Here is a 24,376-nt window from a genome sequence, read left to right on the forward strand (position 1 = left end):
TTAAGGTTTAAAAAGATTGGTGCAAGGAATTGACAGCTTACGCGCGGCGACGAATAATCCGGACGTTCCGAACGGTGACGACCGCACCGAGAAGTGTCAAGGAAATGGGAACCGCGAGTCGTGCGACCGCCGGTCTGAGCACCCAGTAGGTGGCGAAGAACAGGGCGACCGAGACGAGTTTTAACACCGCGAACGAGCCGGGTCCGGGGTCGCCACCCGAGATGAGTCGCACGACTGGATTCCCTTCCTGCACGCCGGCCATCCTGACACCGAGGACGGTCGTGACGTAGTCGCCGAGGCCGTAGGCGAGCGCCGCCGCGCCCCAGAGGATGGCGTCGAGAGAGGCCATGCGGGTGGATTCGGAGCGGCCACTATAAGTCTCGCCGTCGCCGGATTGTCACGTTCGGCGGCGTCGCCATCGGTCGGGGTGCGCGTCACCGCGCTCGCGGGAGCGACGACGACCGATACCCTCATTTCCGCGGCCCGTCAGGTCCGAGCGTGTACGGATTGGAACTCGCCGGCGAGGAAGACGACTTCGCCGCCCGCGAGGCCGAGTCGGCCGCGACGGGCGTGACGGTCGTCGCCCCCGGCCTCGCCACCGCCCGCGGCGTCGAACCGGAGCGCGCGAGGCGACTCGCCTACACCCGGCGCGTCGTCGAACTGGTCGGTCGCTGCGAACCCGATATCGACGCCGCGCGCGCCGTCGTCGCGGCCGCGAACGTCGACCGCGAGGGGACCGTCGCCGTCCGCGCCCGAGACGTGCGGGGTCTCACGGATATCAGCACGACCGACGCCGAGCGCGAACTCGGCTCGGCGCTCGTCGACCGCGGCTTCGGCGTCGATTTGGACGACCCCGACCACGAGCTTCGGGCCTACTTCTCCGAGGACGCCTGTCTCGTCGGCTGGACCGCGGTCAAGGCCGTCCGCGACTTCGCCGACCGAAAGCCGACCGACCGACCGTTCTTCCAGCCGGGGAGCATGGCGCCCGTGGACGCCCGCGCCTTCGTCAACATGGCCGGCGCGGAGCCCGGCGCCCGGATTCTGGACCCGATGTGCGGCACCGGCGGCGTCCTCCTCGAAGCGGGCCTCGTCGGCGCCGACGTGGTCGGCGTCGACGCCCAAGCGAAGATGGTCGGCGGCGCGCGCGAGAACCTGCGTCACTACGTCGGCGACGGCGACGTAATCCGTGGCGACGCCACCGCGCTCCCCCTCCGCGACGACTCGATGGACGGCGCGGTGTTCGACGCTCCCTACGGCCGGCAGTCGAAAATTGCCCGCCACTCGCTTTCGGACCTCGTCGGCGGGGCGCTGGCGGAGGTCCGCCGAGTCGCCCCCGAGTGCGTGATGGTCGCCGACCGGTCGTGGACCGAGGAAGCGGAAGACGCCGGCTGGGAGGTCGAACGCGTGTTCGAGCGCCGAGTCCACCGGTCGCTGGTGCGGTACGTGCATCTGCTGCACCGGTAGTCGGAATCGGCGGCGTCGATGGGTTCGGTCGCGGCCGGCGGTTCTCCGGTCAATCGCTCGACAGGACTATCAGCGAGTACGTCGAAGCGAACGCATGTTGAGGACAGTTCGAGAAATCCTCGTCGAGGCGTACGACCCCGACCCGCGAGCGATGGTCGTCGTCGCCATGGGGTCGTCGTTTCTGCTGTTTTCGCTCCTGACGTATCCGGACGGGTCGAGTCCGTACTACTTGTTCGCGCTCGTGGTTGCGGTCCTCTCGCTCCTCGGCTCGCTGGCGATGCTCGCCGTCGAGGGGCTCCGGTAGTTGTGGTGGACGAGGCCGCTACAGCTCTTCCTTCTGAAGCGTGAGTTCCCCGTCCGAGCCGACGCGCAACATCACGTACTCGTAGTCCTGAATCCGTTCGTCGTACGCCACCTCGCCGTCGACGAGGAGCGTCACGTCGCAGGTCTCGGCGTCGACCTCCCGGGTGAGCGTCTTCGTCTCGCCCGGCGAGAGTCCGATATCGTCCTCGCGGCACGCGGGCTTCAGCACGACTTCGCCGGAGAAGTCGCCGCTGACCCGCACTCGAACGAGTTCCGAACCCTCGCAGAACTGCGGCCAGCCACACTCGTCCGTGGTGGTCGCGGTCTGTCCGGATTCGGTCGTCTCTGGGTCGGGGGCGGTTGTGGTCGTCGTTTCGGTCGTCGTCTCAGACGAGGATATGGATGGACTACCGAGACACCCGGAGAGGAGAGCGAGCGAACCGAGCGACGCGAGGATCCGTCTGCGCTGCATGAGACATAATTCAGACATCATGTTAAGTGCCTTGTGCGCTCGTTTGTCACCAACTTCGTGACAGCAAGATGAGCGGGTTCGCCCCTAAATACGAGGTGACTGCTGGTTGGCTGTGGCTCGATGAAGCAGACGATGTTAGCTGGGAAGTTGAACAGCTGTCCCAGTAGTGGTCTATCAGTCATTAGCTCGGGACAGACAGCTACGGCACCAATAGCGTGTTTTCCGTCGCGAACAACCCCGTGTCAGGTCGAGGTTCGGCCATCAACTTTCTGACGACCGTAAGAATTCGAGTGCGGCATCGAGTCCACCCTCCCTATACTTCAGTATCGCAGCGGCAGTCACTACAACCCCGACTAACAGGAGACCGACTCCGACAATGAACGTCGTAGACCGGGGTTGGAACCCGCTCTGGTTGACTACAATAGAGCCGCTGAGAAAACCGACGAAAGCGATTCCCGCAGGAGGTAGTCGTTGTGGCTCCCAATCTGGTGTTCCCCCCGACGAAGAGGACCAAACACTAGAATCAGCATCCGGCTGTGCGAATGAGGACGAACTGCTCCCGCTCTCGGTACTCGCGACAGTTTCGAACAGCGCTTCAGCCTCAGAGAAAGACTCTACCTCTCGGACCGGAACCGAGAAGTCATTTCGTTCGTCGGAGAAGTCGCTGGGAACGTAATCCGACGTGACAACTTTCATCTTAAGACGCTTGTTGTCAGTAACTTCGTACACCCCGTCTTGCTTCTTTTCGAGCCGCCAACTGCCCTCTCTCCTCACGACACCCATACGTCACATAATAATGCAATCTATAATATTATTTTCTTATGAGTAGTTGAGCCGCAGAGGGCGACAGGCCGTGATGAGTCTCAGGCTGTGGGGCCAGATGACAAAAATAACCGAATTACCGAATCAACGCCGCGCCAACACCGTCTCGCCCGCCCGCACCGACTCGCCCTTCTCGACGACCACGTCGTCGGAGCCGTACTCCGGCGGCAACAGCACGTCGGCCCGCGAGCCGAAGTCGATGTGGCCGAGTCTCTGCCCGCGGACGAGTTCGTCGCCGGGTGCGACGTACGAGTGAATCCGGCGGGCGAACGCCCCGGCGATGAGCGACACTTCGTGGTCGCCCTCGTCGGTGTCGAGTTCGATGTCGACGCGCTCGTTGCGGTCGGAGTCCTTCGAGAACGCCGGTTTGTGCGCGCCGGGGCGGTGGGTGACGGTTCGGACCGCGCCGGAGACGGGCGCGCGGTTGACGTGCACGTCGGTGACGTTCATGAACACGCCCACGCGGACGCGGCCGTCCTCGACGCGAATCACGGAGACGCGCCCGTCGGCGGGGGCGACGACGCCCGAGTCGTCGGGCGGCGAGCGCTCGGGGTCGCGGAAGAACCAGAGGACGAGCGCGCCCACAGCGAGGAGAACGGCCCCGAGCGGCGGGAAGACGAACGCCGCGAGCGCCGCGCCGACGAAGGCGGGGAGCGCGAACCGTCGGTAGCCTGGTGCGAACTTCATTATGCCTCGCCGCGGACGTCCGCGCCCCAACTCGTGAGGAGGTGGGTGATGTGCAGGCGGTCGTCGATACCCGTCGAGATGTCGAGGTCGACCTGCCCGGCGAGGACGTGCAGGCGGGCGAGTTCGCCGTCTGCGAAGCGCTCGGGGGTCGAGTCGGCGACGCGGAGGATGTCGCGGAGGAGCTCCTGTCCCTCGTAGCCCTCGTCGTCGAGGAGCGTCGTGAGGGTCTTGCGGGCGTCCTTGATGTCGCCCTCGCGGGCGTTGATGAGGAGCGTCTTCAGTTCGTCGTCGAAGCCCACGTCGCCGAGGGCGGCGTGGACCGTGGACATCGTGACCTCGTCGGCTTCGGTGGCCGTCCGCTGGGCCGAGAGGATGGCCTTGCGGACGTTCCCGTTAGAGGCGTCGGTGAGGAACTGGAGGCCGCCGTCGTCGTAGTCGACGCCCTCGGCGTCGAGGATGTCGGCGAGGAGGGTTTCGAGGGTGTCGTCGTCCGGCGCGGGCATGGGAACCGGGAAACACCGCGAGCGAATCGGCGGGATGAGCTTCGAGGGCTGGCGGGTGGTGATGACGAACTGCGTGGTCCGGTGGTGCTGTTCCATCACGCGGCGGAGCGCCTGCTGGAAGTCCTCGCGGATGGATTCGGCGTTGTCGAGGACGATGGTCTTGTACTCGCCGGACATCGGGGCGTAGCTGGCAGACTCCTTCAGCACGCGGTTTATCATGTCGCGTTTCGCCATGCGACTGCGGCCGTCGAGGAACTGCTCGAACCGCGGGTCGGCGCGAATCTGCTTTTTCGTCCGGTTGAAGAAGTCCGCGACGTTGAGTTCGATGAGGTCGTTTTCGGGGTCCGAATGCGCCTCGCGAGCCAGCGCGCGAACGGCGGCGGTCTTGCCGACGCCCGGCGGGCCCTGCACGACGAGGTTCATCGGTTCGTCCACGGCGCGTCGGAGGCGTTCGCGGACCTCCGGCTGTGGGAGGTCTTCGAGCCCCGGCGCGTGCGTCTCGGTCCACAGCGGCGCGTCCATTGGACTCCGGTAGCAGACGGTCGGGTAAGAATCGGTCGGTCCGGACCGTCGGACGGACTCGGGCTTCCTGCGGGCGAGCCCCGAAGCCGCGACCGATTCGACGCACGTTTAGTCCCGCCGCTATCATTGTGGTGCATGTCCATGCGCGCGACCTTCCTCGGGACCGGCGGGGCCGTCCCCACCACGGCGCGTGCGCCGAGCGCGTTCCTCGTGAACCGCGACGGCGAGCGCCTGTTGTTCGATTGCGGGGAGGGCACCCAACGCCAGATGATGCGCTACGGGACCGGGTTCGGCGTCAGCCACCTGTTCGTCACCCACCTCCACGGCGACCACATCCTCGGCATCCCCGGCCTGATTCAGACGCTCGACTTCAACGACCGCGACGCCTCGCTGGCCATCCACGGCCCGCCGGGGAGCAAGCGCCACCTCGAAAAGCTCGTCCACGCGGGCGGCTATCAACCCGGCTTCCACGTCTCCGTCCACGAGGTCCGCCCCGGCAACGTCGCCTACCGCGCCGACGACTACGAGGTCCGCGCGTTCGACACCGAACACCGGACCGCCTCGGTCGGCTACGCACTCGTCGAAGACGACCGCCCCGGGCGGTTCGACCGCGAGAAGGCCGAGGAACTCGGCGTTCCCGTCGGCCCGGCGTTCGGTCGCCTCCACGCCGGCGAGGACGTGGAACTCGAAGACGGCACGGTCGTGCGCTCCGAGCAGGTCGTCGGCGACCCCCGACCCGGGCGAACCGTCGTCTACACCGGCGACACCCGCCCGCTCGATTCGACCGTCGAAGTCGCCCGCGACGCCGACCTGCTCGTCCACGACGCGACGTTCACCGACGAGGAGGCGGAGCGGGCGAAACAGACCGCGCACTCGACCGCCCGCGAGGCCGCCCGAATCGCCCGCGACGCCGACGTTCGCCGGTTCGCGCTGACGCACATCTCCGCCCGGTACGCCGCCGACCCGAGCCCGCTTCTCGAACAGGCCCGCGAGGTCTACGACGGCGAGGCGTTCGTCGCCGAGGACGGCCAGAAACTGGAGGTTCCGTACGCCGACAGCGACGGCGGCGGAGCCGAGACCGGCGAGTAGCCCGCGGGCCGCGGTACGCTTTTCTCCCGGCCGGGCGCATCCGTCGGTGTGCCGCAGAACGCCTTCCACACCGTCGACGTGTTCGCCACGGCGAGGTACGCCGGGAACCAGCTCGCCGTCTTCGAGGGAGCGGACGCGCTCAGTTCCGAGCAGATGGCCGCGCTCGCCAACGAGATGAACTACTCGGAGACGACGTTCATCGAGGGAGGGTCGCCCGACGACGGCTACGACGTTCGCATCTTCACGCCGGACGGCGAGATTCCGTTCGCCGGACACCCGACGCTCGGGACGGCCGCCGTCCTCCGCGAGCACTTCGGGGCGGGCGACGAGGTGACGCTGAACCTCGGCGTCGGTCCCATCTCGGTCGAAGTTCGGTCCGACGGCAGCGACGACGAGCAGTACTGGATGACGCAAAACGCCCCGGAGTTCGGCGCGGAACTCGACCGCGAGACGCTCGCGGAGGTGCTGTCGCTCGATGCGGCCGACTTCGACGCGGACTGGCCGATACAGGTCGTCTCGACCGGCCTGCCAGCGGTGATGATTCCGCTCTGCGACCGCGACGCCCTCGCCCGGAGCGAGGTGTTCGTTCCGGCGTACCGCTCGTTCTTCGACGACGTGGGCGTCGAGAACCTCTTTCTGTTCTGTCCGGACCCCCGCGACGACGCGAACGACTTCGCGGCGCGGATGTACGCCCCCGGCCACGGCGTCGCCGAGGACCCCGCGACTGGTAGCGCGAACGGCTGTTTGGCGGGCTATCTCGCCCGTCATCGCTACTTCGACGACGACGAAATCGAGGTCACGGTCGAGCAGGGCTACGAGATGGGCCGTCCGTCGCAGCTCTACCTCGAAGCCGAGGACCGAGGCGGCGAGGTGGCGGTCCGCGTCGGCGGGCGCGTCGAGTTCGTCTCGAAGGGGAGACTCGTCTGAGCGGCCGCTGAGCGGGGAACAGAGTCGAAAAAGGGACCGATTCAGTCCCGGTGGGCGTCGCAGACCGGGTTCTCGCCGTCGTCGAGGAGGACGACGGGGACCCCGAGGACGACCCACTCGCGGACGTAGCGCCGGCGCGTCGTCGCGGGTGACCCGCACTCGACGCAGGCGACGTCCGCGGACTCGGCGGCCGACTCGATGATTCTCGTCCGCGGGCCGACGGCCGTCCGTGGATACGCCGGGCGCTTGGACAGGAGCGCGACGAGCGCCGCGGCGACCGCGAGGGCGACGACCGGCAGGACGAACCGGCCGGCGCCGGAGCGCGCGAGCACGCCGACGATGACGAGCAACATGACCGCGACGGCCAGTTCACGGAGGAGACGCATCGACGGCGTCAGTTGCTCGTCTCGTTTTCGGAGCCGGACGAGGTCGACGACCTCGACGACGCCGAGGTATCACCCGACGACGAACCGGCGGACGAACCCGACGAGGACGACCCGTCGCTATCGAGCGACCGGACGAACTGCGGGTAGCCGCCGTCGCCGACCGGGATGTAGACGGTGTCCGTCTCGTCGAGTTTCTCGATGTACTTCTGGGCCAGCACCTCGTCGGACAGCGACTCCGCGAGGATGCGGTTGGCGTCGGCCTGTCCCTGCGCCTCGATGCGCTTGCGCTCGGCCTCCAACTCCTCGACGGCGAGTTCGTCCTGCTTCTGCTGGCGGCGCTGTTCGGTGATTTCCTTCTGTTCGACCGCCTGCGCGTACTCGGCGGGGAGTTCGACGTTGCGGACCTGCACCGCTTCGAGGATGAGGCCGTCGTCGGCGAACTCCTCTGCGAGTTCCCGCTCGGCGGCGGCCTTCAACTGGGTCTGGCCCTCGCCGGTGTAGATGACGGTGACGGGCAGTCGACCCGCTTCGGTCCGGAGCACCGACCGAATCGACGGGCGGATCAGGCGCTCTTCGGCGGTGGCGAGCGTCCGGTAGTTGCGGTAGAACTCGACCGCCTGGCCGGCGTCGATGCGGTAGCGGACGGTCACGTCGATGTCCGTCCGGAGGCCGTCCTCGGTCAGGACGGTGATGGCGTCGTCGCCGCGCCTGTCGCCTTCGCTCGTCGACGACGACATCGTGTACGACTGCGGTCGCACCGACAGCGACGAGGTCGACTGCGAGACGGGGTTGATGAAGTGCGCACCGGGTTCGAAGACGGTGCCGGTGGTCGCGCCCCACTTCTTGACGACCTTGACGTTCCCCTCCTCGACGGGTTCCCACGCGAGGAGCCCGGCGATGGGGGCGGCGATAAGGAGGAGGGCGACGACACCGATGAGGGCGATGCGCGTCAGCGACCGGGAGGTCACCGACGGCGGGTCGGGGATATCAGAACTCATCACTCTACTTTCAAATAGCCGAGACTTGTTTGTTTCGTGTCAATCGCGGGTCGCGGCGGCGATATCCGCGGCGGCACCGGCGTTGTCGGTGCCAGCGGCCTCGTCGGCCGAGTCGCGCAACCGCGACACCCGAGACGAGTCGACGCTCGAAACCGGCGTGGAGTATATATCCGGCGCGACCCTAGTCGCCGTCGTGAACGACCGGACGAGTGCGCTCGACTCGGTCGTCTTCGGCGTCGACATCCAGAGCGGCGATATCCGCGGCGACTCGCCGTCGTACGCGCTGGTCGTGTTGGACACCCGAGACACCGAGTCAGACGAGGTCCGAATCGAACGAGACGTGGTCTCCTTCCGCAAGTTACGCCGCCTCATCGAGCGCGACGAACCGCGCGTCGTCGCCACGGACAACATGTACGAGTTGGCGACCGACAAGGACGATTTGGTCCGCTTCCTGCGGTGGCTCCCCCACGGGACGCAGTTGGTGCAAGTGACCGGCGCGGAGCGACCGGAACCGCTCTCGCGGGTCGCCTCGCGTCACGGCGTCCCCTACGGCAAAGACCCGATGAAGGAGGCCGAGGCCGCGGCCCGGCTCGCCCTCGCCAACGTCGGCTACGAGGTCGCCGCCTTCGAGAACACGACGACCGTGAAGGTCTCTCGCGGCCGCTCGACCGGCAAGGGCGGGTGGAGTCAGGACCGCTACACGCGCCGCATCCACGGGTCGGTCAAACAGCAGTCCCGCGAGGTCGAGTCCTCGCTGAAGGAGGCCAATCTCGACTACGAGCGGGACGTGACCGAGAAGTACGGCGGCTACTCGCAGGCGCTTTTCACCGTCGAAGCGCGCCCCGAGGACATCCCCGTATCGACCCACCGCTCGGGCGACACCCGCGTCGAAATCGAGCGCGAGCGCCGCGACGGCATCGAGTTCGAACCGCTCGTGAAGCGCCGCGACCGCGTCATCGTCGGCATCGACCCCGGCACGACCACGGCCGTCGCCGTCGTCGGCCTCGACGGGCGCGTCCTCGACGTGCACTCGACGCGGACCGCAGACACCGCCGCCGTCATCGAGTGGCTCATCGAGCGCGGGCGACCCAGTCTCGTCGCCGCCGACGTGCAGCCGATGCCCGAGACGGTCGAGAAGTTCCGGCGGAGCTTCGACGCCGCCGGCTGGGCCCCCGCGAGCGACATCCCCGTCGACGAAAAGCTCCACCGGACCCGCGACATCGACTACGACAACGACCACGAGCGCGACGCCCTCGCGGCGGCGCTGTTCGCCTTCGACGCCCACGAAGACCAGTTCGAGCGCATCTCCCGGAAGGTGCCCGCCGACGTGGACCGCGAGGAGGTCATCGCCCGCGTCCTCGCCAGCGAGGAGTCGGTCGAGGCCGTTCTCCGCGAGATGGCCGACGACGGCGACGGGGGCGACCCCGACGACGCCGACGAGGAGGCTCACGAGGAGCCCGAACTCACGCCCGAAGAACGCGAGATTCGGGAGTTGCGGTCGCGGGTCGAGCGCCTCGAATCGCACGTCGAGGACCTGAAGTCGACCATCGAGGAGAAAGACGAGACCATCGAGGAGTACAAGCAGGAACTCTCCGACGCTCGCCGCGAGGAGCGCCGCGAGGCCCGCGAGCGCCGCGAAGTCACCCGACTGGAACGCGAGAACGGCCGGTTAGAGCGGAACGTCGAATCGCTCGAATCCGACAAGGCGGAACTCGCAGACAAGCTCGACCAACTGAAGTCGCTGTGGAAGCTCGACCACTCGAACTTCGCGGACGTGAACACCGACGGAAGCCTCGTGCCCGTCAAAATCGTCGAACAGTTCACCAACGGCGCGCTCGACCACACCGTCGAGGAGTACGGCATCGCCGCGGGCGACGTGGTCTACCTCCGCGACGCCAGCGGGGCCGGGCGGACGACCGCCGAGCGACTCGCCGAGTTCGACCCCAAGGTCGTCCTCCGGTCGGGCAATCTCTCGGAGGTCGCGGACGAGGTGCTGTTCGAGGCCGATATTCCGGTCGCGCCCGCCGACGGCGTGACGATTCAGGAGATAGACGAACTCGCCGTGGCGAAGGAGTCCGAGGTGGCCGCCGCCATCGAGGACTGGGAGGAACGCGCCGAGGAGCGACAGAAGGAACAGCGCGAGGAGATGGTGGACCAGATTATCTCCGAGCATCGCGCCGAGAACCGGCGGTGACCGACCGAAGGTTCGGCACTCGGACAGGTCGAGACTCGCTCACGGTTGCGCCCCTGCGGTCACGTTCTAACGACTGAGGCGGCTAACAAGAGACCGATAGCCAACGCAGCACCGCCCGAGACGAGGTGGATGACATTGTCGAGGTAGACGCCGGTCCCACTCGACGAGACGAGGTAGGTGAGGAGAGCGAGAAACAGCGAGATGACCATGAGCCATCGACGGATTGGGTTCGCGTCGGCGGAGGGCATACTGACGGGGTGCGTGGCTGTTCATAAATCGGTTCTGGCACCACTGAAGACGATGACGAGAGTCGCGGCCGCCGAGGGTCGTCACTCCACAGTCGCGTCGTGGCCGACGACGACGGCGACCACGAAGTACAGCGCCGCGCCGACGAGCGGCACGAAGAAGGCCAAGGCGGCCCAGAACGTCGCGTTTCGCCCCTTGAACGTCGCGTCCTTGTGGACCCGATAGGGGAGGTAGATGTGGAACGCGAGGAAGTAGACCGCGAAGCCGAGGATGTACGGGAGGAGGTCGCCGCCGCGGACCGACGCCCACATGGCCGCGAGCAGACCGAAGACGACGAGGATGAGCGCGGCGAAGATGATGACGGGCGCACGCGTCGTGTTTCCTGAGTCGGACATCACCCGGAGTTGGGACCGGTGCGTGTTGTCCGTTTCGCCCGCGCGCGGTGGGACACAAGCGTCTACAGATAGGCAAGGCGAGTGTCTCGGGGCATGACCCCGAGGCGGTTCACGATAATCCCTATCAGAAGTCATATGCCACGTCCCCGACACCGAACAGGTATGGACGCATACGACCTGATCACTCGGAACGCCTCCGAAGTGGTCACGGAGGACGAAGTGCGCGCGCTGGCCGACGACCCCGAGGGCAAGCGAGCGTACGTGGGCTACGAGCCCTCCGGCGTCCTCCACATCGGTCACATGCTCACCGCCAACAAGCTCATCGACCTCCAAGAGGCGGGCTTCGAGGTAGTCGTGCTTCTGGCCGACGTACACGCCTACCTCAACGGCAAGGGCACCTTCGAGGAGATTCGCGAGACGGCCGAGCGGATGAAAGCGCAGTTCATCGCCTACGGCCTCGACGAGAGTCAGACGGAGTTCGTCCTCGGCTCGGAGTACCAGCTCGACGAGAGCTACGTCCTCGACCTGCACGCGCTCGAACTGGAGACGACCCTCTCGCGCGCCGAGCGCGCCATGGCCGAAATCAAGAGCGGCGAGGGCGTCACCGTCGCGCAGGCGGTCTACCCCATCATGCAGGCGCTCGACATCGTCTACCTCGACGTGGACCTCGCCATCGGCGGGATGGAACAGCGCAAGGTCCACATGCTCGCCCGCGACACGCTCCCGAGCATCGGCGAGGAGTCGCCGACCTGCATGCACACGCCGCTCATCGCGGACCTCGGGACGGGCATCGGCAAGATGTCCTCCTCCGAGGGCGTCACCATCTCGATGGAGGACACCACCGAGGACATCGAAGACAAGGTCAACGGCGCGTTCTGCCCGCCGACGGCCGACCCCGACCCGACCGACGAGGGCGACGAGCGCGAGAACCCCGTCCTCCAAATCTTCGAGTACCACGTCTTCCCGCGCTTCCAGCGGGTCGTCGTCGAGCGCCCCGAGCAGTACGGCGGGAACCTCGAATACGACGACTACGAGACGCTGGAGGCCGACCTCGAATCCGGCGAACTCCACCCCGCCGACGCGAAGGGCGCGCTCGCGAACTACCTCGACGAACTCATCGAGCCGGGTCGCGCGAAGATAGCCGAGTAATCGCCGCGCCCCCGTAGTTCACCTTCTCGACGACCCGCTACTCGCCGTCTCCCAAACCGATAGAATCCGCCGACCCGACGGGTCGGTATGCCCCGCTCTTCCGACGTTCTCGTTCATCGAAACCGAACCGTCGCAGACCGCGAGGAGCGCACGCTGACCGCGGACGTGTACCGCCCCGACGCGCCGGCGACCACGGAAACCGAAACAGCCGACTCACCCCGGCCGCTCGTCGTCTTCGTCTACGGCGGCGCGTGGGAGACCGGCTCGACCGGCCAGTTCGCCCGCTGGGCGCTCGACGCCGCCGACGAGGGGTTCGTCGCGGCCGAGGTATCGTATCGACTGGGTCACGAAGCGCCGTTTCCCGCGCAAATCGAGGACGTGTGCGAGGGTATCGACTGGGTCGTCGACCGCGCCGACGAGTTCGGCATCGACTCCGAGGCCGTCGCCGTCGTCGGCCACTCCGCGGGGGCGCACCTCGCGTTGTTGGCGGCGCTTTCGGACGGTGACGAGTTCGGGCGGCGGACCGGAATCGACGCCGCGGTCGGCGTCTCCGGCGTCTACGACCTGCGAGCCGACGACCACGAGCGCGCCGGGGAGTCGCTGCCGCTGTTCGATAGCCCGCCGTCGGCCGCCGAGTTGCGTCGGTGTTCGCCGATTACCCGCGTCGGCGGCGACGCTGACGCCAACTCGGAAAACGGCCCCGACGCCGACGCGCCGCCGACGCTGTTGCTCCACGGGAGCGATGACTCGGTCGTCGCGCCGGACCAGAGCGCCCGGTTGGCGGACGCCCTCGACGCGGCGGGAAACGAAGTCGAGTACGACGCCGTCGGCGCGGCCGACCACGTCTTCTTGCACTCGTCGTACCACTATCCTGCGGTCCGAAAGCGGGTGTTCTCGTTCCTCCGCGAGCGCCTGTGAGGAGGGGGTTCCGGCGGGTTCTCAGGCCATACCGAACATCTTCATGACGCCCTCGGCGAGGCCGCTGGCGACGAGGCCGAGGCCGGCGACGACGAACGCGAGCCCCGCCGCGACGACGGGAGCCTGATAGGCGACGATACCGATACCCAAGAGCAAGGAGACGACGCCGGCGATACCCTTCGTGCCGAGTTTGTCGAGCATACCACGACGGCGTTTCGGGACCGCCCTAAACGCGTCGTTCCGTCCGACGCTTCCTACCGGCCGAACGTCGGCGGATTTAACCATGACCACGTCGAACGCTCGCGCATGAGCGACGACGAGAACGAGAGCCGCCGAGACCTTCGAATGCCGAACGACGACGAAGTGTTCGCCGTCGTGACGAACATGCTCGGGGCCAATCGTATTCGCGTCCGCTGTGCCGACGGCGTCGAGCGGACCGCTCGCATTCCCGGACGGATGCAGAAGCGAATCTGGATTCGAGAGGACGACGTGGTGCTCGTCGAACCGTGGGACTGGCAGGACGAGAAGGCCGACGTGAGCTGGCGCTACGAGAAGTCCGAAGCCGACCAACTCCGCCGCGAAGGCCACATCCAGTAACGCGTTCGAGACAGCGCCGACTGTTCGCCGAGCGACACCGAAGCCGGAGCCTGTGCCCTTTTCATCTCGCCTCTCGTAGCCCTAGTCCAATGACTGACGAGTTCGGCATGGTCGAACCCCAGGAGGGCGAGGCGTTCGGCGACGAGTGGGAGGAGATAGACGTCTCCGACGACGAGGCGGACCGCATCGCGCGCCGCAAGGACCGCGACTTCGACGAGTTCCGGATGCGGTTGAAGGACGCCGACCAGTTCAAAGTCGAGCAGTCGGTGTTCGACGACGCGACCTTCGCCGCCATCTACAAACTCGTCCAAGACGGGTACATCGACGCGTTCGGCGGGCCGATTTCGACCGGGAAGGAGGCCAACGTCTTCGAGGCGCTCGGCGGCGACGACTCGGACGTGGCGGTCAAGATATACCGCATCAACGCCTCCGACTTCCGGCACATGCGCGACTACCTCGAAGGCGACCCGCGCTTCGAGAACATCGGCCACGACAAGGGGCAGGTCGTCCGCGCGTGGGTCAGAAAGGAGTTCGCCAACCTCGAACGCGCCCAGCGCGCCGGCGTCCGGGTGCCGAAGCCCATCGCGGTCCAGCGGAACGTCCTCGTCATGGAACTCGTCGGCGTCGTCGACGACCGGGCGCGGCGGCTCTCGGAGGTTCGCGTCGAGAACCCCCAGACCGCCTACGAGGTCGTCCGCGAGTACATGCGCCGACTCCACCGCGCCGGCCTCGTCCACGGCGACCTCTCGGAGTACAACCTCATCATCCACGAGGGCGAACTCGTCGTCATCGACCTCGGGCAGGCCGTCACGGTCCACCACCCCAACGCCGAGGAGTTCCTCCGGCGGGACTGCCGCAACGTGGCCAACTTCTTCCGCCGACAGGGTGCCGACGCCGACGGCGACTCGCTGTTCGAGTTCGTCACGGCCGACGAGAGCGAAGACGAGTAGAAACGTAGACCCGCCACGAGGCGGGTGTGAGACCCACACACGCGGCGACCCGCCGAGCGAACGCTTAAACCACTCCGACGGGTATCGGGAGATATGCAGCACGTCAAGGTGCCGCAGGACCGTATCGGTGTTCTCATCGGCGAAGGTGGCTCGACGCTCCGAGAGATAGAGAGTCGCGCGGAAGTCCGACTCGACGTTGACTCGGAGAACGGCAGCGTCGCCATCGACAGCGTCGGCGACCCCGTACTCGGCATGGTCGCCCCCGACGTGGTTCGAGCGGTCGGCCGCGGCTTCGCCCCGGAGGACGCGATGGCGCTCCTCGACGACGACATGATGATGTTCGAACTCATCGAGATAGACCGGCACACCCGAAACAAAAACGACATGCGGCGGCAGAAGGGCCGCCTCATCGGCGAGAACGGCCGCACCCGCGAACTCATGGAAGAGCTGACCGGCGCGGACGTGGTCATCTACGGCTCGACGCTCGGCATCATCGGCCAACCCGAGGAGGTCGAAGTCGTCCGCCGGGCCGTCGAGATGATTCTCGACGGCGCGCCCCACGGCGCGGTGTACTCCTTCCTCGAACGGAAGCACAACGACCTGACCCAGGGCTTCAACGTCCGGCAGAACAACTGAGACGCCACCGCCGACGAGTCCACCGCCGACACGGCACTCGCCCGCATCGTCTTTTCACCGCACTCGCTCCGAGAGTGGCGAGACCGCCCGCCGAGAACCACGGATAAACCCGCGTAATCGACCGCCGTCACCGGGTCTCGACCACCCCACCGTGTTGCGTTTTGGCATACCAATAAACGAAGCTTTTTTATAGAATCACAAACAATCAGGCGATGACTATGAGCCAGCGAATGCAGCAGGGTCAGCCCATGATCATTCTGGGCGAAGACTCGCAGCGCACATCCGGTCAGGATGCGCAGTCGATGAACATCACGGCCGGGAAGGCCGTCGCAGAGGCCGTACGCACCACGCTCGGCCCCAAAGGGATGGACAAGATGCTCGTCGACTCCGGCGGGCAGGTCGTCGTCACGAACGACGGCGTCACCATCCTCAAGGAGATGGACATCGACCACCCCGCGGCCAACATGATCGTCGAAGTCTCCGAGACCCAGGAGGACGAGGTCGGAGACGGCACGACGACGGCCGTCATCATCGCCGGCGAACTCCTCGACCAGGCCGAGGAACTCCTCGAATCGGACGTCCACGCGACGACCATCGCGCAGGGTTACCGCCAGGCCGCCGAGAAGGCCAAGGAAGTCCTCGAGGACAACGCCATCGAGGTCACCGAGGACGACCGCGAGACCCTCACGAAGATCGCCGCGACGGCGATGACCGGTAAGGGCGCGGAGTCCGCGAAGGACCTGCTCTCCGAACTCGTCGTCGACGCCGTGCTGGCCGTCAAGGACGACGACGGCATCGACACGAACAACGTCTCCATCGAGAAGGTCGTCGGCGGCACCATCGATAACTCCGAACTCGTCGAGGGCGTCATCGTCGACAAGGAGCGCGTCGACGAGAACATGCCCTACGCCGTCGAGGACGCGAACATCGCCATCCTCGACGACGCGCTGGAAGTCCGCGAGACCGAAATCGACGCGGAAGTCAACGTCACTGACCCCGACCAGCTTCAGCAGTTCCTCGACCAGGAAGAAAAGCAGCTGAAAGAGATGGTCGACCAGCTCGTCGAGGTCGGCGCCGACGCCGTCTTCGTCGGTGACGGCATCGACGACATGGCGCAGCACTACCTCGCGAAGGAGGGCATCCTCGCGGTCCGCCGCACGAAGTCCTCCGACCTCAAGCGTCTCGCCCGCGCGACGGGCGGCCGCGTCGTCAGCAGCCTCGACGACATCGAGGCCGACGACCTCGGCTTCGCCGGCTCCGTCGGACAGAAGGACGTCGGCGGCGACGAGCGCATCTTCGTCGAGGACGTCGAGGACGCGAAGTCCGTCACGCTCATCCTCCGCGGCGGCACGGAACACGTCGTCGACGAGCTCGAGCGCGCCATCGAGGACTCCCTCGGCGTCGTCCGCACGACGCTCGAAGACGGCAAGGTCCTCCCCGGCGGCGGCGCTCCCGAGACGGAGCTCTCCCTGCAGCTCCGCGAGTTCGCCGACTCCGTCGGCGGCCGCGAGCAGCTCGCCGTCGAGGCGTTCGCCGAGGCGCTGGACATCATCCCGCGCACCCTCGCCGAGAACGCCGGTCTCGACCCCATCGACTCCCTCGTCGACCTGCGCTCGCGCCACGACGGCGGCGAGTTCGCAGCCGGCCTCGACGCCTACACGGGCGAGGTCATCGACATGGAAGAAGAGGGCGTCGTGGAGCCCCTCCGCGTCAAGACCCAGGCTATCGAGTCCGCGACCGAAGCCGCCGTCATGATTCTCCGCATCGACGACGTCATCGCCGCTGGCGACCTCTCCGGTGGCCAGACGGGCGGCGACGACGACGAGGGCGGCGCGCCCGGCGGTATGGGCGGCGGCATGGGTGGCATGGGCGGTATGGGCGGCATGGGCGGCGCAATGTGAGCGCCCCAGTAGGCCACCACACACCCACCCCCTGACCTCGCATCGACTCGAATCGTCGGCCGAATTCATCCCGTTTTTTGCGGATTCACGCCCGTTAGCGTCTGCTTTGTCCGCTCGCGCGTCGGTTGGGACGCCGTTAATCGAGCGCCCGCATCGCATCGTCATCCGACACCACGAAACGGACGGTGTATCGGCAACTGATTCGTTGCGGAAGTTGACAAATCTCTATAAAACGTCCGGTACGGTTCGTGAACCGTCGGTGTTCGTCTCTATACTTATCACCCGTGGCAGCATCTGTCAGGATGTATGTCCCCTCCCGAGCCCTCGGCGGACGCCGCCGCCTCGGACGCGACCACGCCCGCGAGTCGACCGCCGTTTCTGGCCGTCGTCGCGCCCCGCATCTCCGAGGCGACGGCGCTCGCGACGACGCTCCTGCCCGGTGTCGGCCTCGTAGTCCGCGCGCCCCGTAGTGCCTCCCCGTCGAACCTCCGCGCTACCCTCGCCGCGATGCGGCGGGCCGACGCCCCGCTCGTCGTGGCGACAGACAGCGCGGCCGCCGTCCGCGACGCCGACCGCGTCCACGTCGCCGACGGCGGCGTCGTCGTGGAGTCTGGCGCGCCGGACGACCTCCTCGCGGTCCCCGGCGTCTACGCCCGGCGCTACGGTACCGAACTCGGCGCGAACTTCGCCGGGCCGGGAAAAGACGTCGACGACGAGTGACCGTCGGGCCGACGCTCGTTCCTCCGGTTCGCCCCAACGTTCACCACCGTTCCCGTGGTAGCGGTACGTATGGGAGACAGGGCGTGTTACCGCGAGTTCTGTCCGGACTGCGACGCGCCGGTGACTATCGTCGACGACGAGTGTCCCGAGTGCGGGCGGGAACTGGCGCTCGTCTGAGAGACGGCGGCGGCGTCACTCGGACACTCGCGCGTCGATGTGGTGGACCGCGTGCGGAGAGAGATACCGGCCGCCCGGGACCTCGACCCAGCCGTTGACGAGCACGCGAACCGGCCCCTCGTGCAGCACGGACTCCATCTCGGCGTCGCCGTAGACGACCGCGTCGTCTATCGTCTGTTCGAACCGACCTCCGAACGGGGAGTCGGACGCGAAAACCATACAAGAGACAACTCGCCGTCACGTATTGAGAATAACGGCGAATCCCGGCGTTCACGACGATTCGGAAGCGTCTGCACCCGCGCGACGAGCGAGGAAATCGACTAGCGCCGACACCACGAGCAGGGCCGCGACGAGTTGGAGGCCGCGGGAGACGTCCAGTCCGAGCGACGCCGCGATGCCGAATCTGTCGATGACGTAGAGCGTCGCGGCGACGAGTCCCAGACTACCGAACAGGGGTCTCGCGAATCGGCCGCCGAGGCTCGTCGCGAAATTGTAGGCGGCGACGCCGAAGACGACCGCCGCGGCGACGATGCCGAGAACGTCCATGGGAAGTGTATCGTACCTCCCGACCAAGAAAGTGTTGTCTTTCTAACTCGACTGGCTAACGACTACCCGGGAGCAGGCTCCGATAGTCGTCGAGAACAGAGACAGTTTAGGGCTGGAGAAGGCGAGACCGCCGACGCTGTCGCTCGGCGGTCTGTCACAACAAAAAGAGCGCGACGGAGCAGACAGCAAAAGAGCGCGACGACCAACCAAAAGAGCGCGACGGGATTGAGCAAACGCGAAGCGTTTGCGATGTCCGTCGCGCGAGCGAGGAGCCGAAGGCGACGAGCGAGCGCGACGGGATTCGAACCCGCGACCATCGGATTAGAAGTCCGACGCTCTGTCCGACTGAGCTACGCGCCCTCGATGCCCACAAACCGGCCCTGCAAGAAAAACGAATCGGGTTCTACCCGTCCCGACCTACCCGTCGAACCGGTACAGCGACGTGACCGCAGGGAGCCGGTTGAGCATCCAGATGCCGACCGGGAGGCCGATGATGGTGAGCGTGAACAGCACCGCCACGTTCGCCCAGACCCAACTCAGCCACCAGCCGACGAAGACGAAGTAGACGGCTCGAACGACGACCGACCGCTGGCCGCGGCCCGAGTCGGGGTCGAGTCGTGTTTTCGGCTCTTTCAACGACAGCACCGTCGGCACGAGGTTGATGAGCGCGACGCCGAGCGGGATACCGATGACGGTCGCGTTCAGGAACCACGCGACGTTGACGACGGCGGGCGTCGCCCACCAGCCGACGAAGACGAACCAGATGGCGCGGACGACGAACGAGCGCTGAGACATACGCGTAGTACGCGGGCCGAGGCGAAAAGCGACGGGGTGGCGGAGTCCGCCGGGCCGGCGACGAGAGAGCGGCGAAACCCGCCACCCGGAGCGACGTGAAGGGAGGCTTTAACAGCGCCAACGCGGTAACACCGGCTATGAGAGTCATCGGGACGGTCGGCCTGCCGGGAAGCGGCAAGGGCGAACTCGCCGAGGTGGCCCGCGAAGCGGGCGTGCCCGTGGTGACGATGGGCGACGTCATCCGCGAGGAGTGTCGCCGCCGCGGGCTCGACCCCGCGACGGACCACGGGAAGATAGCGACCGCGCTCCGCGAGGAAGAGGGCGACGACGCCATCGCCGCGCGGTCCCTGCCGATGGTCGAAGAGCACCTCGAATCGAACGACGTGGTGCTCGTCGACGGGCTCCGGTCGGGCGTCGAACTCGACCGCTTCCGGGAAGCGTTCGGCGACGAGTTCGTCCTCGTGAGCGTCGAAGCGCCGTTCGAGACGCGCGCCGCGCGCCTGCTCGACCGCGACCGCGACGACAGCGACACCGACGTGGAGGCGCTGAAACAGCGCGAGCGCCGCGAACTCGACTTCGGCATGGGCGACGCGATGGACCGCGCCGACGTGGTCATTCAGAACACCAGCACGCTGGCGGAATACCGCGAGACCATCGCGAAACTGTTCGAAGAGGGGCCCGAGGCGGTCGCGGAGGCCGACGCGTGAGCATGATTTACAGCGTCGACGTTCGCATCGAGGTGCCCGTCCGCGACACCGAGGTCACCGACCGCGTCGGCGACGCCGTCGAGAACATCTTCCCCGGCGTCGAACTCGAACACGAACCCGGAACGCTCGTCGGAGAGACCCACGAACTGGAGCGCTTCTCGGAGCGCCTCCACGAGCAGGCCATCCTCGACACCGCCCGCCGCGAGTTCGCGAAGCGCCGCGACGACGATGGCTTTTCGTTCGCGCTGAAAAAGCAGGCCGCGTTCAAGGGCGTCGTCAACTTCTCCGTCGGCAACCCCGACGAACTCGGCGACATCGAGGTCCACGTGACCGTCCGCGACCCCTCCGTCGACGAGGTCATCGACTACATCGCGCCGCCGACCGAAGACGGGCGACCGGTCGACCCGAACGACCGCTGAGTCGCAGACGACGTCTTCTCGGCCGCTCAGGCGACCAGCAGCGCCACCGCGACGGCGATGAAGACGATTTTCAGCCCCGTGTTGACGGCGATGACCTTCGACCCGAACTCGGGGCCCCAGATGCCGTACTGGAAGGGAATCGACCGCTTGAACGTCGAGACGGCGAAGGAGATGATGCCGCCGATGAGCATCGTCGCCACGGCCTGCTTCGGCGTGAACGTCTCGCCGATGGCCGGCGCGATGGTCGCCGCGCCTGTCGTCGTGTCGAACGCGAAGGCGACGACGACGGGAACCGCCGCGCCCGGCAGGCCGACGAGGTTCGTCAGCGGGCTGGCGAGCGCCGCGAACGATTCGAGGTCGGTCGTCCGCAGGAGGAGCGTGACGGCCACGTAGACGACCGCGAGTCGCGGGACGATGCGCCGCAGTTTCTTCCACGTGCTCCGAGCGGCGTCTTCGAGCATCTCTCGGAGGGAGTCGTCGGTGTCGTCCGCGTCTGCGGCGTCCGCGTCGACTGAGTCGGTCGTCTCGCCGTCCGAAGTGGCCGCCGCGTCAACCGCGTCGACCGCGCCGCCCGAGCCATCGGTCTCGGCGACGGCGACCGGAGTCGTGTTGCGGTCAGAAAGGAGCACCGCGCCGGCGACGACGCCGGTCGCGGTGATGGCGAGCGCGATGGCCGCCCGCGCGCCGACGTACATGAAGCCGACCTCGCGGCCGAGGATGGGGATGAGCACCGGCCAGTAGAAGGTGAAGATGTGCTGGACGAACCCGAAGAACGTGTTGATGGTGACGGCGACGAGGGTCGCCCGGTCGTCGAGGACGCCCGACTCGCGGAACTCCGCGAGCATGCCGTAGCCCGCCGTCGTCGAGGCGGCGGTGGTGACGATGGCCGTCCCGACCTCGTCCGGGAGGTTCGCGGGGCTCGTCAGATACCGCGAGAGCCCGGCGATGCGCTCGACGAGGCCGAAGGCGACGACGAGGTTCGCGGCGAAGACGCCCACGGCGATGTAGGCGGCGATGCGCGCGACTCGCGGGAGCACCTCAAACAGCACCGGGAGGACGGCCGACGACTGCACGAGCGAGGGTCGGTTCCGAGCGAACTAATCGGCGTCGGTCGGCGGGAGGCGGTTCGAGCGTCGGGGTCAGACGAGCACCTGCGCCACCCCGAACAGGACGACGACGCCCAGCACGTCGCAGACGTTGGTGACGACGGGGATGACCACGTCGTCGGGGTCGAGGCCGAACCGGTAGGCGACGTAGGTCGCCGAGAACGTCACCAGAACCGCGAGGACCGCGAGCGAAATCCCGCTCGACAGGGCGACGATGACGACCGTCCGCAGGGCCAGCGACGTGTCGCCGGAGACGAGGAACGTGGCGACCCACGCGCCCGCGCCGATGACGGGGAAGACCGTCACCGCGAGGGCGAGCGTGGCGACGGCGTTCCCCGCGAGTTCGTCGTCGCGGGGCGAAAACGAGAGCGTCCCGAGGTGGAACGACGTGGAGAGTCGCGCCGCGAGAACGCTCCCGAGGTTGCCCGCGGTCCCGATGGTGACGGGGACGAGCACGAGAAGCGACGGGTATCGGAGTAGCTGCGCCTCGAAGCTCCCGAGGACGAGACCGCTGCCGAGTTCGACGAGCGTGAGCACGAGGAGCACCGGGAGCATCGCCCGCGTGATGGCGCGAACGGTCCACTCCGTCGGCACTCAGAACACCCCCGCGACGGCGAGGACGGTTCTGACGGCGATGAGCAAAAAGAGGATGCCGAACACGTCGCCGGTGGTCGTCACGACCGGGCCGACGATGGTGTCGGGGTTGCGCCCGCGGCGATAACCCGCGAAGACGACGCTGACGACGACGACGGTCAGGACGATGCCGGAGAGCAACCCGGCGACGATGGCGACGCCGACGAGAATCGGGAGGGGCGCGACCCGACTGCCGAGAAACGTGAGGAGGAAGTACGCCACGACGGCGGCGAACGTGCTCGTGAGCACGCCGTTGGCGAGCGCGGCCGTCGCGGCCGCCCGGAGGCGCTCGTCGCCGCCGGTGACGCGGGGTTCGATGAGCCCCTGGTGGAGCGCGGTGGCGATGCGAGCGCCGAGCGAGCCGTAGACGTTCCCGCGGGTCGCCAAGAGCGCGGGGACGAGCACGAGAAGCCCCGGCACGGCCCGGAGTTCGGCCCGCATCCCGCCGAGGACGACACCGGCGATGAGGCCGCCGACGAGGCTGGCCGCGAGCGCGGGCAAGGCTTCCTTGTAGGCCTCGACCGCCACGTCTCGCACGGTCATTGTGGGGTGCGACGGCCCCGAGCGTTAAAAGTCGGCGGTATCCCGGCGAGCCGCGAAAACTGCGGGCTGTGGCGTCGTGGAAGTAGAAGCGCAGAAAACGAGGAATAGAACGGGAACTGCGAAGTTAGAACGGACCCATGCCGCCGAGGCCGCCCATGCCGCCGCCGCCGTCCTGATTCTGGAGCTTCTTCATCATGCGCTGCATGTCGCCGTCGCCCATGTTCTGGAACTGCTTGATGGTCTGTTCCATCATGCGGTGCTGTTCGAGGAGCTCCTGAATCGTCTCCTCGTCCTGTCCCGACCCCTGCGCGATGCGCTTGACGCGGGAGGCACCGACCTTACGCGGGTTCTCCAGTTCCTCTTCGGTCATCGAGTCCATGACGACCTCGAACGCGCGCATCCGGTCTTTCGTCACGTCCATCGCGTCGTCCGGTAGCTGGTCTTTGATGCCGCCGCCGAAGCCCGGAATCATGTCGAGCACCTGGTCGAGCGGCCCCATCTTGTTCATCGCCTCCATCTGCTTTTGCATGTCCTTGAGGGTGAAGTTCCCCTTCATCATCTCCTCGGGGTCCCAGTCCTCGTCTTCGGCCTGGGTCTCGGACATGGCGCGTTCGACGCGCTCGGAGAGCTGTTTCAGGTCGCCCATGCCGAGCAGGCGGGAGATGAAGCCGTTCGGCTCGAAGCGCTCGATGTCCTGAACCGTCTCGCCCATGCCGAGGAAGGCGATAGACGAGTCGGTCTCGTTGACGGCGGTCAGCGCGCCGCCGCCCTTCGCCGTCCCGTCGAGTTTGGTGATGACGACGCCGCCGATGCCGATGGACTCGTCGAACTGCTGGGCCTGTTCTTTCGCGCCCTGCCCGATTGCCGCGTCGAGGACGAGCAGGTTCAGGTCGGGCTGAACGACGCCCTCAATCTCCTCGATTTCGGCGATGAGGTCGTCTTCGAGCGCGTGGCGACCGGCCGTGTCGACGATGTGCACGTCGGCGTCCTCGGTCGCTTCGAGACCGTCGCGGGCGATTTGGACCGGGTCGTCGCAGTCGGGGTCGCCGTAGAAGTCGACCTCGGCGCGCTCGCACATCTGCTTGGCCTGGTCGTACGCGCCGGGGCGGAAGGTGTCGGTCTGGATGACCGCGGGGCGAAGCCCCTTCTTCGAGAACCACCACGCCATCTTGGCTGAGGTGGTCGTCTTCCCCGACCCCTGGAGACCGGCGAGCATGATGGTCTGCGATTCGAGCGGAATCTCCGTCGATTCGCCGATGAGGCCGACGAGCTCCTCGTAGACGATTTTCAGGACGTGGTCGCGCGCGCTCGTGCCGCCCGGCGGCTCTTCTTCCAGCGCGCGGGTCTTGATAGAGTCCGAGAGGTCCATGACGAGGCTGACGTCGACGTCGGCGGAGAGCAAGGAGCGCTGTATCTCCTTGACGATCTCCTGAACGTCGTCCTCGTCGAGGCGGGACTTCCCTCGCAGTTTATCGAGACTGCCGCGGAGGGAACTCCCGAGATTGTCGAGTACCATTGTCCCTTCCTACGCCGTCGCGTCGGTAAAGGCTTTATCCGTCGCGTTGAGCGCG

At 66.9% G+C, this 24,376-nt stretch carries 31 protein-coding genes and 1 tRNA gene; 14 read left to right on the plus strand and 18 right to left on the minus strand.

The features are described 5' to 3' along the window. Positions 1-37 precede the first annotated feature (37 nt). The gene (locus tag DEQ92_RS07945) at positions 38-349 is read right to left on the minus strand and encodes a DUF5658 family protein (RefSeq protein WP_004973892.1); all 312 of its coding nucleotides are present in this window, start codon (positions 347-349) and stop codon (positions 38-40) included. Between the two features lie 158 nt (positions 350-507). Here DEQ92_RS07945 and DEQ92_RS07950 point away from each other — a divergent pair, with 158 nt between their 5' ends. Together DEQ92_RS07950 and DEQ92_RS07955 are read left to right on the plus strand one after the other, a co-directional pair. After that, on the plus strand, positions 508-1,464 hold the full coding sequence (locus tag DEQ92_RS07950) for a methyltransferase domain-containing protein (protein WP_115804399.1): 957 nt from the start codon (positions 508-510) through the stop codon (positions 1,462-1,464). 94 nt (positions 1,465-1,558) lie between these two features. Beyond that, entirely contained in the window at positions 1,559-1,768 is a 210-nt protein-coding gene (locus DEQ92_RS07955; protein ID WP_115804398.1) for a hypothetical protein, read from the plus strand. A gap of 18 nt (positions 1,769-1,786) precedes the next feature. On the opposite strand, the gene DEQ92_RS07960 is transcribed toward DEQ92_RS07955, so the two are convergent. The 4 genes from DEQ92_RS07960 to DEQ92_RS07970 form a co-directional block, all read right to left on the minus strand. After that, positions 1,787-2,239, minus strand: a complete 453-nt coding sequence (locus DEQ92_RS07960; protein WP_115804397.1) for a hypothetical protein — start codon at positions 2,237-2,239, stop codon at positions 1,787-1,789. Between the two features lie 261 nt (positions 2,240-2,500). Further along, the gene (locus DEQ92_RS23190) at positions 2,501-3,022 is read right to left on the minus strand and encodes a hypothetical protein (RefSeq protein WP_147299482.1); all 522 of its coding nucleotides are present in this window, start codon (positions 3,020-3,022) and stop codon (positions 2,501-2,503) included. A 123-nt stretch (positions 3,023-3,145) separates the two neighbouring features. Then, a complete protein-coding gene (locus tag DEQ92_RS07965) occupies positions 3,146-3,748 on the minus strand; it encodes a protein sorting system archaetidylserine decarboxylase (RefSeq protein WP_115804396.1) in 603 nt (200 codons plus the stop codon). After that, positions 3,748-4,773: an AAA family ATPase gene (locus DEQ92_RS07970; protein WP_004973898.1), complete on the minus strand. Its 1,026-nt coding sequence runs from the start codon at positions 4,771-4,773 to the stop codon at positions 3,748-3,750. The genes DEQ92_RS07965 and DEQ92_RS07970 overlap by 1 nt, the downstream gene beginning before the upstream one ends. A gap of 141 nt (positions 4,774-4,914) precedes the next feature. On the opposite strand from DEQ92_RS07970, the gene rnz reads away from it, so the two are divergent. Both rnz and DEQ92_RS07980 read left to right on the plus strand, forming a co-directional pair. After that, positions 4,915-5,862: a ribonuclease Z gene (rnz, locus tag DEQ92_RS07975; RefSeq protein ID WP_193363454.1), complete on the plus strand. Its 948-nt coding sequence runs from the start codon at positions 4,915-4,917 to the stop codon at positions 5,860-5,862. Between the two features lie 48 nt (positions 5,863-5,910). Next, a complete protein-coding gene (locus DEQ92_RS07980) occupies positions 5,911-6,789 on the plus strand; it encodes a PhzF family phenazine biosynthesis protein (RefSeq protein WP_004973900.1) in 879 nt (292 codons plus the stop codon). Positions 6,790-6,830: 41 nt separating this feature from the next. Here DEQ92_RS07980 and DEQ92_RS07985 read toward each other — a convergent pair whose 3' ends face one another. Continuing rightward, positions 6,831-7,175 (minus strand): hypothetical protein, encoded by a 345-nt coding sequence (locus DEQ92_RS07985; protein WP_004973901.1) that lies wholly within the window; start codon positions 7,173-7,175, stop codon positions 6,831-6,833. A gap of 8 nt (positions 7,176-7,183) precedes the next feature. Then, positions 7,184-8,173, minus strand: coding sequence for a prohibitin family protein (locus DEQ92_RS07990; protein ID WP_004973902.1), 990 nt, complete (start codon positions 8,171-8,173; stop codon positions 7,184-7,186). A 193-nt stretch (positions 8,174-8,366) separates the two neighbouring features. Here DEQ92_RS07990 and DEQ92_RS07995 point away from each other — a divergent pair, with 193 nt between their 5' ends. Then, positions 8,367-10,367, plus strand: a complete 2,001-nt coding sequence (locus DEQ92_RS07995; RefSeq protein WP_115820686.1) for a DUF460 domain-containing protein — start codon at positions 8,367-8,369, stop codon at positions 10,365-10,367. Between the two features lie 59 nt (positions 10,368-10,426). Here DEQ92_RS07995 and DEQ92_RS08000 read toward each other — a convergent pair whose 3' ends face one another. Then, entirely contained in the window at positions 10,427-10,615 is a 189-nt protein-coding gene (locus tag DEQ92_RS08000) for a hypothetical protein (protein WP_115804395.1), read from the minus strand. A gap of 81 nt (positions 10,616-10,696) precedes the next feature. Beyond that, entirely contained in the window at positions 10,697-11,008 is a 312-nt protein-coding gene (locus DEQ92_RS08005; RefSeq protein ID WP_004973905.1) for a hypothetical protein, read from the minus strand. A gap of 162 nt (positions 11,009-11,170) precedes the next feature. Between DEQ92_RS08005 and DEQ92_RS08010 the strand changes: the two genes are divergently transcribed. Together DEQ92_RS08010 and DEQ92_RS08015 are read left to right on the plus strand one after the other, a co-directional pair. Continuing rightward, positions 11,171-12,157: a tyrosine--tRNA ligase gene (locus DEQ92_RS08010; RefSeq protein ID WP_004973906.1), complete on the plus strand. Its 987-nt coding sequence runs from the start codon at positions 11,171-11,173 to the stop codon at positions 12,155-12,157. Between the two features lie 87 nt (positions 12,158-12,244). Beyond that, the gene (locus DEQ92_RS08015; protein WP_115820640.1) at positions 12,245-13,075 is read left to right on the plus strand and encodes an alpha/beta hydrolase; all 831 of its coding nucleotides are present in this window, start codon (positions 12,245-12,247) and stop codon (positions 13,073-13,075) included. Between the two features lie 21 nt (positions 13,076-13,096). On the opposite strand, the gene DEQ92_RS08020 is transcribed toward DEQ92_RS08015, so the two are convergent. After that, entirely contained in the window at positions 13,097-13,276 is a 180-nt protein-coding gene (locus tag DEQ92_RS08020; RefSeq protein ID WP_004973908.1) for a hypothetical protein, read from the minus strand. Positions 13,277-13,381: 105 nt separating this feature from the next. Between DEQ92_RS08020 and eif1A the strand changes: the two genes are divergently transcribed. From eif1A to DEQ92_RS08045, 5 genes are all read left to right on the plus strand, one after another. Next, positions 13,382-13,672, plus strand: a complete 291-nt coding sequence (gene eif1A / locus DEQ92_RS08025; RefSeq protein WP_004045248.1) for a translation initiation factor eIF-1A — start codon at positions 13,382-13,384, stop codon at positions 13,670-13,672. 89 nt (positions 13,673-13,761) lie between these two features. Beyond that, positions 13,762-14,622, plus strand: coding sequence for a serine/threonine-protein kinase Rio1 (gene rio1 / locus DEQ92_RS08030; RefSeq protein ID WP_004973909.1), 861 nt, complete (start codon positions 13,762-13,764; stop codon positions 14,620-14,622). A 93-nt stretch (positions 14,623-14,715) separates the two neighbouring features. After that, positions 14,716-15,258 (plus strand): KH domain-containing protein, encoded by a 543-nt coding sequence (locus DEQ92_RS08035; RefSeq protein ID WP_004973911.1) that lies wholly within the window; start codon positions 14,716-14,718, stop codon positions 15,256-15,258. Positions 15,259-15,506: 248 nt separating this feature from the next. Further along, positions 15,507-17,159, plus strand: coding sequence for a thermosome subunit alpha (thsA, locus tag DEQ92_RS08040; protein ID WP_004973912.1), 1,653 nt, complete (start codon positions 15,507-15,509; stop codon positions 17,157-17,159). 306 nt (positions 17,160-17,465) lie between these two features. After that, positions 17,466-17,879 carry an ABC transporter ATP-binding protein/permease gene (locus DEQ92_RS08045; RefSeq protein ID WP_004973914.1) on the plus strand — a complete coding sequence of 138 codons (414 nt, stop codon included), beginning with the start codon at positions 17,466-17,468 and terminating at the stop codon, positions 17,877-17,879. A gap of 192 nt (positions 17,880-18,071) precedes the next feature. On the opposite strand, the gene DEQ92_RS08050 is transcribed toward DEQ92_RS08045, so the two are convergent. The 4 genes from DEQ92_RS08050 to DEQ92_RS08065 all read right to left on the minus strand — a co-directional run bounded on the left by DEQ92_RS08050 (position 18,072) and on the right by DEQ92_RS08065 (position 19,397). Continuing rightward, positions 18,072-18,275 (minus strand): hypothetical protein, encoded by a 204-nt coding sequence (locus tag DEQ92_RS08050; protein ID WP_004973915.1) that lies wholly within the window; start codon positions 18,273-18,275, stop codon positions 18,072-18,074. A 51-nt stretch (positions 18,276-18,326) separates the two neighbouring features. Next, on the minus strand, positions 18,327-18,602 hold the full coding sequence (locus tag DEQ92_RS08055) for a hypothetical protein (protein WP_004973916.1): 276 nt from the start codon (positions 18,600-18,602) through the stop codon (positions 18,327-18,329). 286 nt (positions 18,603-18,888) lie between these two features. Continuing rightward, positions 18,889-18,962, minus strand: a tRNA-Arg gene (locus DEQ92_RS08060). Positions 18,963-19,019: 57 nt separating this feature from the next. Next, positions 19,020-19,397 (minus strand): YccF domain-containing protein, encoded by a 378-nt coding sequence (locus DEQ92_RS08065; RefSeq protein WP_004973917.1) that lies wholly within the window; start codon positions 19,395-19,397, stop codon positions 19,020-19,022. Positions 19,398-19,534: 137 nt separating this feature from the next. Here DEQ92_RS08065 and DEQ92_RS08070 point away from each other — a divergent pair, with 137 nt between their 5' ends. Together DEQ92_RS08070 and DEQ92_RS08075 are read left to right on the plus strand one after the other, a co-directional pair. Beyond that, the gene (locus DEQ92_RS08070) at positions 19,535-20,104 is read left to right on the plus strand and encodes an AAA family ATPase (RefSeq protein ID WP_115820641.1); all 570 of its coding nucleotides are present in this window, start codon (positions 19,535-19,537) and stop codon (positions 20,102-20,104) included. A gap of 2 nt (positions 20,105-20,106) precedes the next feature. Then, on the plus strand, positions 20,107-20,523 hold the full coding sequence (locus DEQ92_RS08075; protein ID WP_004973919.1) for an RNA-binding domain-containing protein: 417 nt from the start codon (positions 20,107-20,109) through the stop codon (positions 20,521-20,523). Between the two features lie 26 nt (positions 20,524-20,549). Here the strand turns inward: DEQ92_RS08075 and DEQ92_RS08080 are convergent, their stop codons facing one another. The 4 genes from DEQ92_RS08080 to DEQ92_RS08095 all read right to left on the minus strand — a co-directional run bounded on the left by DEQ92_RS08080 (position 20,550) and on the right by DEQ92_RS08095 (position 24,321). Then, complete coding sequence (locus tag DEQ92_RS08080) at positions 20,550-21,596, minus strand: nucleoside recognition protein (RefSeq protein WP_115804390.1); 1,047 nt, start codon at positions 21,594-21,596, stop codon at positions 20,550-20,552. Positions 21,597-21,662: 66 nt separating this feature from the next. Continuing rightward, the gene (locus DEQ92_RS08085) at positions 21,663-22,223 is read right to left on the minus strand and encodes a magnesium transporter (protein WP_004973921.1); all 561 of its coding nucleotides are present in this window, start codon (positions 22,221-22,223) and stop codon (positions 21,663-21,665) included. Further along, entirely contained in the window at positions 22,224-22,805 is a 582-nt protein-coding gene (locus DEQ92_RS08090; RefSeq protein WP_004973922.1) for a magnesium transporter, read from the minus strand. 124 nt (positions 22,806-22,929) lie between these two features. Next, positions 22,930-24,321, minus strand: a complete 1,392-nt coding sequence (locus DEQ92_RS08095) for a signal recognition particle protein Srp54 (protein ID WP_004973923.1) — start codon at positions 24,319-24,321, stop codon at positions 22,930-22,932. Positions 24,322-24,376: the final 55 nt, after the last annotated feature.

The sequence above is a fragment of the Haloferax sp. Atlit-6N genome (genome assembly GCF_003383195.1).
Classification (GTDB): domain Archaea; phylum Halobacteriota; class Halobacteria; order Halobacteriales; family Haloferacaceae; genus Haloferax; species Haloferax gibbonsii.

What these genes read in the sequence shown, in the direction of transcription:
- DEQ92_RS08005 (WP_004973905.1), bottom strand. Translation starts at nt 11,008, where the DNA reads ATGTCCGACTCAGGAAACACGACGCGTGCGCCCGTCATCATCTTCGCC.
- DEQ92_RS23190 (WP_147299482.1), bottom strand. Translation starts at nt 3,022, where the DNA reads ATGGGTGTCGTGAGGAGAGAGGGCAGTTGGCGGCTCGAAAAGAAGCAA.
- DEQ92_RS08050 (WP_004973915.1), bottom strand. Translation starts at nt 18,275, where the DNA reads ATGGTTTTCGCGTCCGACTCCCCGTTCGGAGGTCGGTTCGAACAGACG.
- DEQ92_RS08090 (WP_004973922.1), bottom strand. Translation starts at nt 22,805, where the DNA reads ATGACCGTGCGAGACGTGGCGGTCGAGGCCTACAAGGAAGCCTTGCCC.
- rnz (WP_193363454.1), top strand. Translation starts at nt 4,915, where the DNA reads ATGCGCGCGACCTTCCTCGGGACCGGCGGGGCCGTCCCCACCACGGCG.
- DEQ92_RS08075 (WP_004973919.1), top strand. Translation starts at nt 20,107, where the DNA reads ATGATTTACAGCGTCGACGTTCGCATCGAGGTGCCCGTCCGCGACACC.
- DEQ92_RS08000 (WP_115804395.1), bottom strand. Translation starts at nt 10,615, where the DNA reads ATGCCCTCCGCCGACGCGAACCCAATCCGTCGATGGCTCATGGTCATC.
- DEQ92_RS08070 (WP_115820641.1), top strand. Translation starts at nt 19,535, where the DNA reads ATGAGAGTCATCGGGACGGTCGGCCTGCCGGGAAGCGGCAAGGGCGAA.
- DEQ92_RS08015 (WP_115820640.1), top strand. Translation starts at nt 12,245, where the DNA reads ATGCCCCGCTCTTCCGACGTTCTCGTTCATCGAAACCGAACCGTCGCA.
- DEQ92_RS08055 (WP_004973916.1), bottom strand. Translation starts at nt 18,602, where the DNA reads ATGGACGTTCTCGGCATCGTCGCCGCGGCGGTCGTCTTCGGCGTCGCC.
- DEQ92_RS08065 (WP_004973917.1), bottom strand. Translation starts at nt 19,397, where the DNA reads ATGTCTCAGCGCTCGTTCGTCGTCCGCGCCATCTGGTTCGTCTTCGTC.
- DEQ92_RS07945 (WP_004973892.1), bottom strand. Translation starts at nt 349, where the DNA reads ATGGCCTCTCTCGACGCCATCCTCTGGGGCGCGGCGGCGCTCGCCTAC.
- DEQ92_RS07990 (WP_004973902.1), bottom strand. Translation starts at nt 8,173, where the DNA reads ATGAGTTCTGATATCCCCGACCCGCCGTCGGTGACCTCCCGGTCGCTG.
- eif1A (WP_004045248.1), top strand. Translation starts at nt 13,382, where the DNA reads ATGAGCGACGACGAGAACGAGAGCCGCCGAGACCTTCGAATGCCGAAC.
- DEQ92_RS08010 (WP_004973906.1), top strand. Translation starts at nt 11,171, where the DNA reads ATGGACGCATACGACCTGATCACTCGGAACGCCTCCGAAGTGGTCACG.
- DEQ92_RS07955 (WP_115804398.1), top strand. Translation starts at nt 1,559, where the DNA reads ATGTTGAGGACAGTTCGAGAAATCCTCGTCGAGGCGTACGACCCCGAC.
- DEQ92_RS07970 (WP_004973898.1), bottom strand. Translation starts at nt 4,773, where the DNA reads ATGGACGCGCCGCTGTGGACCGAGACGCACGCGCCGGGGCTCGAAGAC.
- DEQ92_RS08045 (WP_004973914.1), top strand. Translation starts at nt 17,466, where the DNA reads ATGTCCCCTCCCGAGCCCTCGGCGGACGCCGCCGCCTCGGACGCGACC.
- DEQ92_RS08035 (WP_004973911.1), top strand. Translation starts at nt 14,716, where the DNA reads ATGCAGCACGTCAAGGTGCCGCAGGACCGTATCGGTGTTCTCATCGGC.
- DEQ92_RS08020 (WP_004973908.1), bottom strand. Translation starts at nt 13,276, where the DNA reads ATGCTCGACAAACTCGGCACGAAGGGTATCGCCGGCGTCGTCTCCTTG.
- DEQ92_RS07965 (WP_115804396.1), bottom strand. Translation starts at nt 3,748, where the DNA reads ATGAAGTTCGCACCAGGCTACCGACGGTTCGCGCTCCCCGCCTTCGTC.
- DEQ92_RS07960 (WP_115804397.1), bottom strand. Translation starts at nt 2,239, where the DNA reads ATGCAGCGCAGACGGATCCTCGCGTCGCTCGGTTCGCTCGCTCTCCTC.
- thsA (WP_004973912.1), top strand. Translation starts at nt 15,507, where the DNA reads ATGATCATTCTGGGCGAAGACTCGCAGCGCACATCCGGTCAGGATGCG.
- rio1 (WP_004973909.1), top strand. Translation starts at nt 13,762, where the DNA reads ATGACTGACGAGTTCGGCATGGTCGAACCCCAGGAGGGCGAGGCGTTC.
- DEQ92_RS08095 (WP_004973923.1), bottom strand. Translation starts at nt 24,321, where the DNA reads ATGGTACTCGACAATCTCGGGAGTTCCCTCCGCGGCAGTCTCGATAAA.
- DEQ92_RS07985 (WP_004973901.1), bottom strand. Translation starts at nt 7,175, where the DNA reads ATGCGTCTCCTCCGTGAACTGGCCGTCGCGGTCATGTTGCTCGTCATC.